This window comes from Flagellimonas sp. 389, from assembly GCF_018449435.1.
In the GTDB taxonomy this organism is placed as follows: Bacteria; Bacteroidota; Bacteroidia; order Flavobacteriales; family Flavobacteriaceae; genus Flagellimonas.
Map to the genome: position 1 here is coordinate 161,886 of NZ_JAHCMU010000006.1, position 15,738 is coordinate 177,623.

Consider the following 15,738-nt stretch of genomic DNA (forward strand, 5'->3'; position numbering starts at 1 on the left):
TTTCATCAAACAAAACGTTTGGTAGATTATCTTTGTTGGTCAAAAATCGTTAATGGCCCCTTACAAAGTTCGTTTTTCAAACAAAACAGTACTCTTAATCTTCTTTATCCTATTTTATACTGCTAAAACTTTTGGCCAGTATAACAAAAATGCCGATTCTTCAAAAACAACATGGCAGTTGTTCAAATATGATGTAGGCAATGTCTTTGGGAGTATCGGACACTCCTATTCCAGACCTTTTCATTGGAAAGGTAAACAATGGGGAACATTTGGAGCTGTTGCGACTGGTTCTGGCTTACTTTATCTTTTTGATGAGCAGACCTCTGAGTTTGCGATAAACCAAAAACAAAGTGTTCCCCTTTTTATCCGTAATTACGGTACTAAGGTTGGAAAACCCCAGTATAATTATATGCTTACTGGCGGGGTATATTTATCTGGATTGTTTGCAAAAAATGAAAAATTGAGACGTACTGGTGTCTTATTATTGGCTTCGGCTTCTTCAGCAGGTTTTTTACAGCAAGTTACAAAGTCGCTAATTGGAAGGGCACGTCCAGTTAGTGGTAAAGGGAAGGATACCTTTGACCCATTTAACTCAAACAGGAATTTTCATTCTTTTCCTTCTGGACACGCCATTCTTGCTTTTACCAATGCCTATGCTATAGGAAAGCAATTTAAAAATCCTTGGGTAAAAACAGGAATCTATATTGTTGGCCTTGTCCCTGGAATATCCAGACTTTGGGAAGGACAGCATTGGTTTACTGATGTTGCCCTTGGTGTTGCCATAAGTATTTTCACCGTAGAATCTATAGATAAGTACCTTGATAAAAAATATGACCAAAAATATAATGTCCAAGACAAGAAGGTAAGTTGGAATATGCACTTTGGACCAGGTCAAGTAGGCTTCTCTGCTCGCTTTTAATCATATTGATTTTAGAAAGTTTATGTAGTATTTTTTGCTCATTGGCCATAGTTACAAGTTTGAATAATCTATGCTAGAAGAAATTCTTAAAATCGATAAAGAACTCTTTCTATACTTAAATGGATTGGGAACGCCCTTATGGGATGGTTTTTGGATATATCTATCACGAACCCTTAGTTTTGTTACCGTCCCAATTTATCTCTTTGTACTTCTCTATTCCTATCGGGTTTTTGGTCTAAAAAAAACGATATTTGCATTGTTCACAATAACCTTACTGATTATTTCTACTGAACTGCTATCCATTCTTTTTAAAAGTGAAATTGCCAGATTAAGACCTTGTTATGATGATGAAATTAAGGATGTAATTAGGCTTGTAAAGGATTATTGTGGAGGTAAGTTTAGTTATTTTTCCGCCCACGCAGCAAACTCATCTGCATTTGCTATTTTCTTTGGAGTACTATTTATTAAACAGAATAGATTTTTGTTTTCTCTATTAATAATATGGGCACTATTGGTGAGTTATAGCCGTATCTATATTGGTGTTCATTTTCCCCTAGATGTATTGACAGGGATTGTTTTTGGTATTTTTTTCGGATGGTTGTTTGCAGTTATGTTCTTTGTGTTTAAGATTCGCATGTAACTGTTTTTTAGTGTTATTCAAATCACTCATTGAATACCTTACCGCTCAGTTTGAAATATTCTAAAATTAAGTGTAAGAAAAATAACTCTTTTAAAAATTCTTATAACATATCTTTGTGTCCATCAAATAGGAAGTATGTTCAGTTTTTTTCAAAAAAAAATATTCTTGATTGATCATCTTCACGGATTGGTTGATATGCATAACCATATTCTACCGGGTATCGACGATGGTGCCAAGACTGTTGAAGAGTCTGTTGATTTGATCAAAGGTTTCTCAGAATTTGGGATTACAAATTTTATTTGTACACCACATATAATGCACCACTACTATCCTAATACTCCAGAAACTATTGAAAACTCTTTTAAAATACTGCAAAAAGAATTATCAAAATATGATTTAGAAAAGACCTCAATTGATATCGCTGCAGAACACATGATTGATGATAACTTCGAAAATATTCTTGAAAAGGGTTATTTTATGAGGTTAAAGAAGGATTATTTACTTGTAGAAATGTCTTATCTACAACCACCTATTAATTTTGAAAATTCTATTGGAAAAATTAAGTCTAGAGGAATACACCCTGTTCTGGCCCACCCAGAGCGTTATGTCTATCTCCACAAAAAAATGGAGACTTATTCTAATTATAAAAAATCAAACATACATTTTCAATTAAATATGCTATCTCTTAGTAATTATTATGGGAAGGAAATAAAAAAAATCGCTTTAAAATTACTAGATGAAGGATTTTTCAATTTTATATCCAGTGATGTGCACCATAACAAACATCTTGAATATCTTAAAACAATCAATTTAGAAAAAAAGAGATTAGACGATATCCTTTACCTAGTCAACAACACAATAGACAATTTCACCTAAATAATACGGTGCTACAAGACTCTCAATTTTAAAATTTCCACCATTTCTTAAGTGGTCTACTGTATCCGTAGCCATATTTACCTCCATAACCAAGATTTGAAGCATTAACATTGTTAACTACAAATGACAAATTATTCAGCTTTCCTTCACTCTTAAGTTTTAAAGGAAACTCTAAAACCTTACTCTCTGTAACACCCGCTTTTGTAACATAAATAATTTGACTTGCATGTTCACTTATTAATAATGTGTCTGCGACAACCATTAAAGGTGCAGTGTCCACAATAACATAATCATACATTCTGGAGACTTCATTAAACAAATCACCTATTCTGTTGTTTAACAGGAGTTCCGCGGGATTAGGAGGGATTTTACCGGAGTAAATGATATCTATAGTATTATCATGAACCAACATTGGCGTGATAATATCTTTAGGTTTTAGGTCCTGGTTAACCAAATATTCCGTTAGACCGGTATCTTTAATTCTTCTAGGCTTATTGATTGCGTCCGATTCTATACCAGAAAAGAACTTGTAGAGTTTTGGATTTCTTACATCTGCTCCAATTAGTAGCACTTTTTTATTGGTACTGGCAAGCACCATTGATAAGTTGGAAGACAGAAAAGTTTTTCCCTCTCCAGATACACTGGATGTTATGAAAATCAAATTCTTTTTATCGGTTCTTCTGTTAGAAGTTATAATATAGTCCAAGTTGGTTCTTAAAATCCTAAGGGACTCCGCCAACACAGATCTGTCTTTATTATATACTAGCTTATTCTCTTTCTTGGAAAGTTTGGGTAACTCAGCCAAAACAGGAACATCGCCCACCAATTTTTCAACATCAAGTTTATTATGTACTTTATTATCCAATAATTCTCCCGCATAAATAATCGCGAATGGAACAAACAATCCAATTAAGAAAGCTACAATGTATATTTTATCTTTTTCCGGTGAAACTGGGCCAGTACTTTCACTATATGCACTATCAATGATTCTGGATTTAGGTGTTGCCGAAGCAAAAGCTATCTGTGACTCTTCTCTTTTTTGAAGAAGGTAGAGGTATAACTGTTCTGTTGTCTGTTGTTTTCTGGTAATATCTCTCAGAGCGCGTTCGTTTCCAGGTGCCGAATAGATTCTGGAGTTGATTTGGGATTTACGCACGTTAAGATTGTTCAATTGTAAACCTAAATTATTGGTCATACTATTGAGACTTGATTGCATATTGCGTTTTAAACCATCTAACTGTTCGTCTAAGTTCACGATAATTGGATTCTTCTCATTAGAACTTTTCAACAAACGCTTACGTTCTAGAACTAATTCGTTGTATTTTGCAGAAATATTTCCAATTGTTGGATCAGATAAACCAATATTCGATGGTAACACCTCATGCCCCTCTTGATTATCAACGATATCTTTCATTGAAGAAGCAATATTGAGCTGGGTATTAGTATTCTGTAATTCCTGCTGGTTTGTCGCACCTACAGTCAAATTTATATTAGATTCTGAGGCAATATCAGTAAGCCCTCTATCTGTCTTAAAATCCTCAGCAGATTGATCTACGTTTGAGAGATTTGATGAAATATCGGCTATCCTATTGTTTATAAAATCGGATGTTCTGTTTGCAATTGTTCTCTTATCTTCTACAGCATTTTGATTGTAGAGATAAATAAGTTCATTTATTACATCTTTTGCTTTTTGCTGAATGTTATCCTTCAACGAAATGTTTATAATACTTGATGCTTTATCAGCAGGATAGATATTTATTCTTTTTAAGTATACTTGTGCCACTGCCCAAACTGGAGATACTATAATTCTAAATTTCCTTCCTTTATAATTATTAATTTTCTGAAGATTTGGAGTAATTACAAGCCCTCCCAAATCCGTATCCACTTTTTTACCAAATGAAAAAGTTTGAAATGGTCCATCCTCACTCTTTGCGAATGACAAAGAATTTTGCGAATCTACCGTAATATAAAACTCAGAACTTGAATTATGAATAATGGAATCTGCTTCTATAAAATTAAGATTAAACGGTGTTTCTTTGTAGATTTCTGAGTCCAAGATATTTCCAAGTAGTACTGTTTTTACGTTCAACCTTAAATCCTTAACTATTTCAATGAAATTTGACCTTGACTTGATGGTCTGAATTTCATCTTCCACAGGATTTGAATTCCCAGCGAATACGTCCAAATCTTGAAAAACACTCAACTCAGGAGCAGAACTCTGACTATCAAGTATTTGCACTTTAGCTTGTGCTGAATACTCTGGAGTTGAATATCTTATTATTGTAAAAGCAATTCCAAGGGTTATTACCAATGAAATAATAAACCATTTCCAATGGCTCAAATAATTTCTCAAAAGTTCCTTTAAATCAATCGAATTCGATGAATTGCTTTCCATGCCTGGGTTCATATCAAGGATGTAAGGGATTGGGGTATTTTTCTATTTAGTTTCTCGTGATAAGAATTACTCCTGTAGTTATAAGTAACGAAATTATTGATACTGTAATTGTAGCTCTACTGTCTAAACTAGAGGAGGCCACCGCTGAATTATTGGGCTCTACGTAAATCACATCATTTTGTGTTAAATAATATACTGGAGACTTCATAGCTTCTTTACTGGTTAAATCAATACGGTTATAAACTTTGGTTCCATCAAAATCCCTAATAACCAGCACATTATCCCTAATTCCACGAATACTCAAATCTCCTGCTAATCCTAGTGCTTCTAAAATAGTAATCTGTTCACCTGTAACTGGGTACGTTCCAGGCCGTTGAACTTCCCCCAATACGGTTACTGTAAAATTTAGTATTCGAATATTGATTATCGGGTCTTTCAAATACTCTGAAAGCAGTTCTCTAAGTTTCACTCGCAACTCTTCTTGCGAAAAACCTTCAACCTTGACTTTACCCAATACTGGAAAATCTATTTCCCCATCCTTATCCACTAAATAACTAACTTGTTGACCAGTACTCACTCCAGGATTAGCTCCAGAATCCGCTGAGATTCCCACTGCAAGATTGAATGGAGCACTTGCTTCAGGATTTAGTGTCGATACATGTATGCTAATAAGATCATCTACTTTAAATTTAGGTGAGAAGACATTATCGCTTACCAAGGTTTCAAAATTACCTGCATCTTGAAAATAAACTACATCCTGTCGTGAAGCACAGGATGTTAAAAGTATTGCAAATATGGCAAGAGAAAAGAACCAAGGATTATTGTTTTTAATATACATGTGTTTGGTTTAATTACTTAAAGTGTTTCTTATGGGTGTAAAATTTCATCGTTCTGGCGCTTATGGACGACCTTCACATTTTTATCTTCATCCAATTTACAAAGTTCAGAATTATTTGATATAAATTCAGGAACTATTTTTTTCATTAAAGGAACCGTATTTTCCTTAAAAAACATGTTAGCCACACAAAGTTCGTCTATAAAGGATTGCACCTGCACATAATTTAATTCCCTAACCTTGCTAATCATTATTTTTTTATGATAGGTGGGTAATGTATTCTCACCATTCGCCAACAATTCTTCATATAATTTTTCACCTGGTCGAAGCCCTGTTATCTTAATGTCGATATCTTCGGGATACCGCAAGCCGGATAATTTTATCATGTTCTTCGCTAAATTAAAAATCTTTACAGATTCCCCCATGTCGAACAGAAAGATTTCTCCACCATCCCCCATGGCACCAGCTTCCAATACCAATTGTGAAGCCTCAGGAATAGTCATAAAGAATCGTGTTACATTTTTATCGGTAACAGTCAAAGGACCTCCTTTTTCTATTTGTTTTTTAAATAAAGGTATTACCGAGCCATTAGAACCTAATACATTACCAAAACGAGTCGTGATAAACTTGGTTTTACCTTTTTGTTGCATGCAACTAATGTACATTTCCGCAATACGTTTAGTGGCTCCCATTACATTTGTTGGGTTCACAGCTTTGTCTGTAGAAACAAATACAAATTTATCTACATTATAATTTGAAGATAAGTCGGCTAAAGCTTTTGTTCCAGCTACGTTAATTTTTATAGCTTCATAGGAATTATACTCCATTAATGGCACATGCTTATAGGCAGCGGCATGGAATACCAAATTAGGACGGTACTCTTGAAAAATATGATTCATTCTATTTTTGTCCCTAATGTCGCCTACAATGGCCACAAAATTATGATAGCCATTTTGTTTTAGTTCCTGCTGTAAATCATACAGCGCAGATTCTGCTTGATCGACAACTACTAGAGATTTATAATTGTATTTACATATTTGCCTTACCAGTTCACTACCTATCGACCCAGCTCCACCGCTTACCAAAATCACTTTGTCTGTAAGTTCTGAAGGTATTTTAGAATTTTCTATGTTTATTGGGGCTCTGTCCAACAAATCCTCAATTTGTACTTGTTTAATTTGGGACACCTTTAATTCTCCATTGATCCAATCTTCGACAGGAGGAACGATTTTTACCAAAACAGGAAAGTCAACTAAACTTTCCACCAATTTTCTCAATTTCTTATGATCAATGTTCTGGATCGAAAATATAACTTCTGAAATATCTTTATTACGTATGAAACTCTCCGTCAATATATCGTTGCCAAAAACCTTTACACCGTTTATATTTTTACCTATTTTTTGTTTATTTCCATCGACATAGCCTACAACTTTCACACTACTTCTAGTATGATTTGTAATGGCGTTGTGCGTAAGAATCCCAGATTCGCCTGCTCCATAAATAACTACATTTTTAGAAGATTTGAACTTGTTTATCAATCCGTAATAAAGACTTTTAAACAAATATCTAGATGCAGTCAGCGATACAAAAGCTATTAAACTATGGATTATAATTATAGACAATGGAATGGTAAAATCATCTAAAATGTGTATTTGTCTATTTACTATAACCAAAAAAATGGATAGTACACTTGATAAACAAACCGCGTTAAATAGGTTGTAAACATCTTTGACCCCGGTATGTCTAACCACACCTTTATAAGATCCTGTAAGAAGAAAAGATATAAGAGTGGTAGCCAGAATGAAGGGTAACTGAACAAAAAGTTTATTTACATCAAAATTAAGTGTTAGATTAAATCGTATAAAGTAGGATAACATAAAGGCAATGCCCACAACAAAAAGATCGATGCCCAATACAATCCATTTAGATGAATATCTAAAAATGGTTTTGGTTAAGTATTTTTCTATCATTGTTAAGATTTTTTGATTAGATGTACTACTCTTTCTAAATCTTCGATACTTAGATTAGAACCACTTGGTAGACATAATCCGCGTTCGAACAATTTTTCTGAAGTACCATTTATAAAATTTGGGGAATTTTTAAAAACTGGTTGCATATGAAGAGGTTTCCAAAGTGGTCGTGATTCTATATCTTCTTTCAATAAGTTTAGGCGTATGCTTTCTCTTGCCGCATACGAAGGAGTCAAAATGCAGCTAAGCCACCTGTTGGAAAAAAAACCACTTGGTTCCTCTAAAAATTCTATTTCCGATAAATGACCTAAGCTATTCTTATAAAAATCAAAATTTCGCCGTCTCGCATTAACACGATCATCAAGAACCTCCATTTGTCCACATCCTATACCAGCCAATACATTACTCATTCGGTAATTATAACCAACCTCAGAATGCTGATAATGGGGAGCATCATCTCTTGCTTGAGTAGCCAAATAAATCGCCTTTTCCTTTATACTGATATTTTTAGTTAGTAGTGCCCCACCACCAGAAGTAGTGATGATTTTATTTCCATTAAAAGATAAAACTCCAATATCACCAAAACTTCCACACTTAGCACCTTTATAAGTACTTCCCAGAGCTTCAGCACTATCCTCAATAATCGGAATCCCATATGTATTGGCAATTTCGGATATTTCCTCTACCATATAGGGCATCCCGTACAAATGCACAGCGATAATAGCTTTTGGTTTCTTTCCAGATTCTATTCGGTCGATAATGGCTTTTTTCAATAACTCTGGAGACATATTCCAAGTATGATGTTCACTATCGATGAATACGGGAGTCGCCCCTAAATAAAGAATGGGGTTAGCAGATGCTGAGAATGTAAAACTTTGACATAACACTTCATCACCTCGGGATACGCCAAGTAATTCTAATGCTAAATGAATTGCTGCCGTACCGGAACTCAAAGCTGCTACATGTACTTGACCACTTACATAATCACCAATGACTTTTTCAAAACGATTAACAAACGGTCCAAGAGGTGCAATCCAGTTGGTATCGAAAGCCTCTTTCACATAGTGTTGTTCGTTTTCCCCTATGTGAGGAGAGGAAAGCCATATTTTTTGAGAGGTTGAAATTTTCAATTTTATTTTTTTTCTTTTATTAAAGCTTTTTAATCCAGTCAATCCTATTTTACTTTAAACTGCTTAAAAATCTGTTTTTATAGTTTAAAGCCGTTCAGCTGTTAAAATTAGCTCTATTATTATCGTAGAAATGCATAATTCGCTCAATGCATTAAATAATCGGTCAAATGTGTTGCATATATCTTTTAATTGGAAAAATACAGGTGAATAATTTACAAAATAGACCATCGACCTTCTTTTGGATGTTCTTGATGTACAGTTAACAGTATCAACCTATTCTCATATATATGAAGAAACAATTCAGTACAAGCACACATTTTCAGGATTTTGGAAAAAAAATTCAAATTATAATTTTATGTGCTAAACTCAAGTATAGATTTTAATAAAATAAGTGAGCTGGTTTTTGCCACTCATACTTTATTTTACGTTCATAACCAATATCAAAAATACATTTGCATATTTTTGCCAAATCTTTGTTCATTCTTCAAAAAGATTTTTAAAAGTTAGAAAATGAAAGTATTAGTTACAGGAGCTGCTGGATTTATTGGATATTATGTCGCTAAAAGCCTTTTGGACAAAGGACACTCCGTAATAGGTTTAGATAATATAAACGATTATTATGATACAAATCTTAAGTATGCACGATTAAAGGAACTTGGTATTATTAAAGAAAAGGCCAAAATTTTTAGTGTTGTTAGTAAAAGTGATTTTTATCTTGAATCGTTCAAATTTATACGTCTACACTTAGAAGATAGAGCTGGGTTACCCAAATTGTTTGAATCTGAAAAATTTGATATTGTTTGTAACTTGGCAGCACAAGCAGGCGTTAGATATAGTCTTGAAAATCCAGAAGCCTACATTGATAGTAATGTGGTTGGTTTTTTGAATGTTTTGGAGTGTGTACGAAACTATGGTGTCAAGCATTTGGTATATGCCAGCAGTTCAAGTGTATACGGAACCAATAAAAAAATTCCTTTTGAAACTACCGATAGTGTAGACAATCCCATTAGCCTCTATGCAGCGACAAAAAAAAGTAATGAACTTATGGCTCACACGTATAGTCATTTGTATGGTTTCGCTACAACAGGGCTTCGCTTTTTTACAGTGTATGGACCTTGGGGGCGTCCAGATATGGCTATGTTTTTATTTACCGAGGCGATAGTGAAAAATAAACCAATAAAGGTTTTCAATAAGGGGAACATGGAAAGGGACTTCACTTATATTTCTGACATAACTGAAGGTGTGGTACGGATTATCGAGAAAAAAATGGAAGAAAGAGACAATTATAAGGTCTACAATATTGGAAATAACAATTCGGTAAAACTCTTAGATTTCATAGATTTAATTGAAGCTGAACTCGGTATACAAGCAAAGAAAGAAATGCTTCCTATGCAGCCCGGTGATGTAGAGAAAACATGGGCCGACGTAAAAGAACTCATAAAAGATTACGACTACAGTCCCAATACCCCCATCTCTGTTGGCGTTAAAAATTTTGTGGATTGGTATCGCTCTTATTATAAGATAAATTAATTTTTAAATCGTAAATATTTCCCAGTTGTAATTTTCACAATTGTTGTTTCTTTTTTTTGAAATGACGTTTCAGTGAAAAGTAATCAAGAAAAAATAAAAATAGTATCAGCTGTTCATTTCATCGGATTTAAAGGAACTTAAAATAAAATTAAGCTTATTTTAATATCTTTTAATCATCTTTGCCGCTCAAAAAATAACCAATGGAAATTAGTTCTTTAAACTTAAATCCAAAGTATAAAATACTTGTAACGGGAGGCGCTGGTTTTATAGGTTCCAACCTATGTGAGGCACTATTAAAAAATGGCAATTCTGTAACCTGTTTGGATAACTTTGCAACAGGTAGAAAACAAAATATACACCATTTACTCGATAATAAAAATTTCACACTTTTAGAAGGAGATATTAGAGAGCTAGGAGATTGTAATAAGGCATGTGTAGGAGTGGACTACGTACTGCATCAGGCTGCACTAGGTTCAGTTCCTAGATCGATCAATGATCCTATTACTAGTAACTCTGTTAATGTCTCTGGGTTTCTTAACATGCTGGTGGCTTCAAAAGATGCAAATGTAAAACGTTTTGTATACGCAGCAAGTTCTTCTACCTATGGGGATTCCGAAAGTCTTCCAAAGGTTGAAGACAAGATAGGCAAACCACTATCACCGTATGCAATTACTAAATATGTAAATGAGCTATATGCAGATATTTTTTCCAAAACGTATGGTTTAGAAACAATAGGTTTGAGATACTTTAATGTATTTGGAAGAAAACAAGACCCAAATGGTGCTTATGCAGCAGTAATACCAAAGTTCGTAATGCAATTAATGAATTATGAAGCTCCTGTTATCAATGGTGATGGTTCTTTTTCGAGAGATTTCACCTATATAGACAATGTTATTCAAATGAATGTTTTAGCAATTTGTAACAGTTCAAAAAATGCTATAAACACAGTTTACAATGTAGCTTACGGTGAACGCACCGATTTAAAAGAGCTGGTATCACTTTTAAAGCAATATTTAAGTACTTTTGACCCCAAAATAAATACCATAGTTCCAACGTTTGGTCCAAGTAGACAGGGTGATGTACCGCACTCACTTGCATCTGTTGAAAAAGCTAAAAAACTATTGGGCTATAATCCAAGATATGATTTAAAAAGTGGATTAAAAGAGGCTGTTAGTTGGTATTGGGAAAATCTAAAATAAACAAAAATGAACTTAACTGTAATAGGCACTGGATATGTTGGCCTTGTAAGTGGAACATGTTTTGCTGAAATGGGCAATAATGTAACATGTATTGATATAGATGAAAAGAAAATAAAAGATTTAAGAAACGGGATTATACCTATCTACGAGCCGGGCCTAGAACAAATGGTAAAGCGTAATGTAGAAAATGGAACCTTAAAATTCGGCACAGTATTAGCAGAAAATTTAGGTAAATGTGATATTGCCTTCATCGCAGTTGGAACACCGATGGGCGAAGATGGTTCTGCGGATCTTAAATATGTTCTGCAAGTGGCAAAAGAGATTGGACAAAACATGTCGCACTCTCTAATAATTGTTGATAAGTCTACCGTTCCTGTCGGTACCGCAGATAAAGTTAATGATACCATCCAACAACAATTGGAAAAGCGCGGAGTGTCTATCCCATTTGATATTGTTTCCAATCCAGAGTTTTTAAAAGAAGGAGATGCCATTAACGATTTTATGAAACCTGATAGAGTCGTTATAGGGTCAGACAATATCGAGGCAACCGAAAAGATGAGAACACTGTATACCCCATTCTTTAGAAGTAGCCTTGATCGACTTATTACCATGGATGTTCGTTCAGCAGAGATGACAAAGTATGTTGCCAATGCCATGTTAGCTACAAAAATTTCATTCATGAATGAAATAGCAAATATCTGTGAACTTGTCGGTGCAGATGTAAACAAAGTACGAATTGGTATTGGCTCCGATAGTAGAATTGGTTACAGTTTTATTTATCCTGGAAGCGGTTATGGAGGATCGTGTTTCCCCAAGGATGTTAAAGCCCTAAAAAAAACAGCCGAAGAAAATGGTTATAAGGCAAGTTTGATAAAAGCCGTTGAGGATGTTAATGACAGGCAAAAATTAGTCATAGCCAATAAGGTCATAAAAAAATATGGAGAAAATCTCTCTGGTAAGACTTTTGCCATTTGGGGCTTGGCCTTTAAACCAGAAACAGACGATATGAGGGAAGCACCAGCCATATACATCATCAAAGAGTTGGCAAAAAGAGGCGCAAAAATCAAAGCATATGATCCTAAGGCTATGGAAGAAGCACAACATTTTTATTTAAAGGATGTTGGCAATGTTTCATACCATGAATCTAAGTACGATGTATTACAAAATGCTGATGCTCTAATTTTATTGACCGAATGGAAAGAGTTTAGGTCACCCGACTTTGACGAGCTTAAAAAGCAACTAACCCAACCTGTAGTTTTCGATGGACGAAACCAATACAATCATGGACAAATGATAAAAAATGGATTCGAATACCATCAGATAGGTAAAATCAACTAAGAAATATGAATTCTGATAAAATTGCGGTAATAGGTCTTGGCTATGTGGGACTTCCACTGGCACGACTATTTGCAACGAAATATCCCGTAATAGGTTTTGACATTAATCTAGAAAGAATAAAAGAATTACAATCAGGAACGGATAGTACTCTTGAAGTGGACGATTCGGTTTTGCAGGAGGTACTGAGCGACTCGCCAGATATGGAAAAGGGACTATATTGCACGAATGACTTAAGCTTGATACAAGATTGTATTTTCTATATTGTAACTGTTCCTACGCCAGTGGACAAAAATAATCGCCCAGACCTTACACCCCTTTACAAATCCAGTGAGACAGTCGGTAAGGTACTTAAAAAAGGTGATATCGTTATTTATGAATCAACGGTTTATCCAGGTGTAACGGAAGAGGAGTGCATACCTGTGTTGGAAAAAATAAGTGGTCTTAAGTACAACATAGACTTCTTTGCAGGATATTCTCCTGAACGAATAAATCCTGGAGATAAAGAACATACTGTAGAGAAAATTCTAAAGGTGACTTCTGGGTCAACTCCAGAAATTGGAAATAAAGTTGACAACCTCTATGCATCGGTTATCACAGCTGGCACACACCTAGCCCCAACAATAAAAGTAGCTGAAGCGGCTAAGGTTATTGAAAACTCTCAAAGGGATATTAATATTGCCTTTGTCAATGAACTGGCTAAAATCTTCAACCTCATGGAAATTGATACCCATGCAGTGTTAGAGGCAGCAGGTACAAAATGGAACTTTCTTCCTTTTAAACCAGGCTTGGTCGGAGGTCATTGTATAGGTGTTGACCCTTATTATTTGGCACAGCGGGCACAAGAATTTGGTTATCATCCAGAGATTATATTGGCAGGTAGACGAATGAATGATAGTATGGGGCAGTATGTTGCATCAGAAATCATAAAGCTTATGGTCCAAAATGATATTAAAATAAAAGGAGGTAAAATATTGGTGTTGGGCATTACCTTCAAAGAGAACTGTCCAGATGTTCGTAATACCAAAGCAGTTGATGTCATTCGCAATCTAAAAAGCTATGGAACAGATATTGCTATTTATGATCCATGGGTATCCCCGGAAGAAGTTGCGCACGAATATAATTTAGAAACTACAACTACTATACCACAAGAAAAGTATGATGCTGTGGTACTAGCGGTCGCACATAGGCAATTCAAATCATTGGACTTCAAAAATCTCCTGAAAGATAATGGTGTAGTATATGATGTGAAAGGTACAATAGAAAATTATCTTGTTAAAAGGCTTTAATGAAAATTAACCAGCTTAAAGGCGGGGCTGCTCTCTCTTATGTGAGTATTTTTCTTACGAATGTAATTGGCTTAGTAATAACTCCTTTGATTATACGTTCATTGGGAAGTGCCGAATATGGACTTTATACCATGATCGGTGCCCTAGTAGGTTACATGAGTGTCCTGGATTTTGGATTAAACAATACGGTAGTCAGATTTGTTGCAAAGTACCGTTCTTTAGTGGACAAGAAAGGAGAAGAAAACTTTTTGGCACACAGTTTTATGATGTACAGCTGTATATCTGTGCTCATCATAATTATAGGCGGGGTTATTTATCTTAATCTTGAAATTTTGTATGAAGAAAGCCTAACCGTAAATCAATTAGGTAAGGCAAAGACTATGATGCTGATTCTTATTTTCAATCTGGCCATATCGCTTCCAGGTGGCGCCTTTAGAGGTATTTGTAGTGGATACGAAGAATTTATTCTTCCAAAACTTGTAAACATTTCGAGATATATTGTAAGAAGTGCATTAGTAATAGGTCTTTTGTATCTTGGAGGTGACTCCATAGGATTGGTTATCCTAGACACTATAATGAATCTTCTCATAATAGGAGTTAATGCATTTATAGTGTTCAAAAAACTTAATGTAAAGGTGAGACTACATGTATTCGACAAAAAACTATTCTCTCATATTCTAGGATTTTCGCTGTGGATATTCATTTTTGCGATAGTTCATCAACTAAGGTGGCAATTTGGACAATTGATAATAGGTGTTTATTATAGTACGTCAATCGTTGCTATATATGCCGTGGGCATAACCCTGGGCAATTATTATGGGGCATTCTCCAGCGCCATAGAAACTGTTTTTTTACCTAGAGCAATTCAAATGACCGTTAAAAAGATTCCTTCTTCGGAGCTTACAAATATGTTCATTAAAATTTCTCGAATCATCCTTTTGGTCCTATTGTATATTCTTGGAGGGTTTATACTTGTAGGCAAGGATTTTGTATTTTTTTGGGTAGGAACAGAATATGAAATGGCATATTATTATGTCATTATAATAATGATCGGTCTTACTCCTATCCTTAGTCAAGGCTTTGCAAATAATATACTGGAAGCTAAAAACTTGTTGTCGTATCGGGGTAAGTTACTTCTTAGCTTAACGATCATAGGAACTCTATTAGGTATTTACGTAGTACAGGAATTTGGTGTCTTAGAAATGATTATAACGACTGTTGTGTTTATGTTGCTAGAGAGAGTATTCATGATTCCTTATTATATAAAAAAGGCAAAGTTAGAGATGTTGCGTTATTATAAGGAAATAAGTCCCTTGTTTATTGGAATGTTTATAGCAGTATCATCATTACTATTTGTAAATCATTTTCTACCTCATAAGAATCTCTTAATCCTATTTGGTAACCTAATAGGATACAGTTTGATTTACTTTTTGATTTTATTTTTGTTCATGACCAGCTTTGAAAAAAACCTGGTAAGGTCCGTTGCCCTTAAACTTCCGATACTTAAAAAACGTTTTCAATGAAAATAAAGATTATTTTAAATCGTTCTGGAAAAACGTTCAATTTAATTCGCAATTATTTGTAAATAAGGAATATAGAGATGTGATTTTTATGTTTTAT

The 15,738-nt window shown here is 34.5% G+C and carries 12 protein-coding genes; 8 read left to right on the plus strand and 4 right to left on the minus strand.

Going from position 1 to position 15,738, the window contains the following annotated elements; genetic code table 11:
• Positions 1-52: 52 nt before the first annotated feature.
• The 3 genes from KIM67_RS07170 to KIM67_RS07180 all read left to right on the plus strand — a co-directional run bounded on the left by KIM67_RS07170 (position 53) and on the right by KIM67_RS07180 (position 2,435).
• On the plus strand, positions 53-919 hold the full coding sequence (locus tag KIM67_RS07170; RefSeq protein WP_213830661.1) for a phosphatase PAP2 family protein: 867 nt from the start codon (positions 53-55) through the stop codon (positions 917-919).
• A 70-nt stretch (positions 920-989) separates the two neighbouring features.
• The gene (locus tag KIM67_RS07175; protein WP_213830662.1) at positions 990-1,559 is read left to right on the plus strand and encodes a phosphatase PAP2 family protein; all 570 of its coding nucleotides are present in this window, start codon (positions 990-992) and stop codon (positions 1,557-1,559) included.
• Between the two features lie 135 nt (positions 1,560-1,694).
• Positions 1,695-2,435 carry a tyrosine-protein phosphatase gene (locus KIM67_RS07180; RefSeq protein ID WP_213830663.1) on the plus strand — a complete coding sequence of 247 codons (741 nt, stop codon included), beginning with the start codon at positions 1,695-1,697 and terminating at the stop codon, positions 2,433-2,435.
• Positions 2,436-2,463: 28 nt separating this feature from the next.
• On the opposite strand, the gene KIM67_RS07185 is transcribed toward KIM67_RS07180, so the two are convergent.
• From KIM67_RS07185 to KIM67_RS07200, 4 genes are read right to left on the minus strand one after another with little or no spacing between them, the layout of a single operon-like run.
• On the minus strand, positions 2,464-4,842 hold the full coding sequence (locus KIM67_RS07185) for a tyrosine-protein kinase (protein ID WP_250149186.1): 2,379 nt from the start codon (positions 4,840-4,842) through the stop codon (positions 2,464-2,466).
• 34 nt (positions 4,843-4,876) lie between these two features.
• Positions 4,877-5,668, minus strand: coding sequence for a polysaccharide biosynthesis/export family protein (locus KIM67_RS07190; protein WP_213830664.1), 792 nt, complete (start codon positions 5,666-5,668; stop codon positions 4,877-4,879).
• A 29-nt stretch (positions 5,669-5,697) separates the two neighbouring features.
• Positions 5,698-7,635 carry a nucleoside-diphosphate sugar epimerase/dehydratase gene (locus tag KIM67_RS07195; protein WP_213830665.1) on the minus strand — a complete coding sequence of 646 codons (1,938 nt, stop codon included), beginning with the start codon at positions 7,633-7,635 and terminating at the stop codon, positions 5,698-5,700.
• 2 nt (positions 7,636-7,637) lie between these two features.
• Positions 7,638-8,765, minus strand: coding sequence for a DegT/DnrJ/EryC1/StrS family aminotransferase (locus KIM67_RS07200; protein WP_213830666.1), 1,128 nt, complete (start codon positions 8,763-8,765; stop codon positions 7,638-7,640).
• A gap of 510 nt (positions 8,766-9,275) precedes the next feature.
• Between KIM67_RS07200 and KIM67_RS07205 the strand changes: the two genes are divergently transcribed.
• The 5 genes from KIM67_RS07205 (at position 9,276) to KIM67_RS07225 (ending at position 15,641) form a co-directional block, all read left to right on the plus strand.
• The gene (locus KIM67_RS07205) at positions 9,276-10,295 is read left to right on the plus strand and encodes an NAD-dependent epimerase (protein WP_213830667.1); all 1,020 of its coding nucleotides are present in this window, start codon (positions 9,276-9,278) and stop codon (positions 10,293-10,295) included.
• A gap of 200 nt (positions 10,296-10,495) precedes the next feature.
• Positions 10,496-11,494, plus strand: a complete 999-nt coding sequence (locus KIM67_RS07210; RefSeq protein WP_213830668.1) for an SDR family oxidoreductase — start codon at positions 10,496-10,498, stop codon at positions 11,492-11,494.
• A 6-nt stretch (positions 11,495-11,500) separates the two neighbouring features.
• The gene (locus KIM67_RS07215) at positions 11,501-12,832 is read left to right on the plus strand and encodes a UDP-glucose/GDP-mannose dehydrogenase family protein (RefSeq protein WP_213830669.1); all 1,332 of its coding nucleotides are present in this window, start codon (positions 11,501-11,503) and stop codon (positions 12,830-12,832) included.
• Positions 12,833-12,837: 5 nt separating this feature from the next.
• Positions 12,838-14,118: a nucleotide sugar dehydrogenase gene (locus KIM67_RS07220; RefSeq protein ID WP_213830670.1), complete on the plus strand. Its 1,281-nt coding sequence runs from the start codon at positions 12,838-12,840 to the stop codon at positions 14,116-14,118.
• Positions 14,118-15,641, plus strand: coding sequence for a lipopolysaccharide biosynthesis protein (locus KIM67_RS07225; RefSeq protein WP_213830671.1), 1,524 nt, complete (start codon positions 14,118-14,120; stop codon positions 15,639-15,641). The genes KIM67_RS07220 and KIM67_RS07225 overlap by 1 nt, the downstream gene beginning before the upstream one ends.
• Positions 15,642-15,738 lie beyond the last annotated feature (97 nt).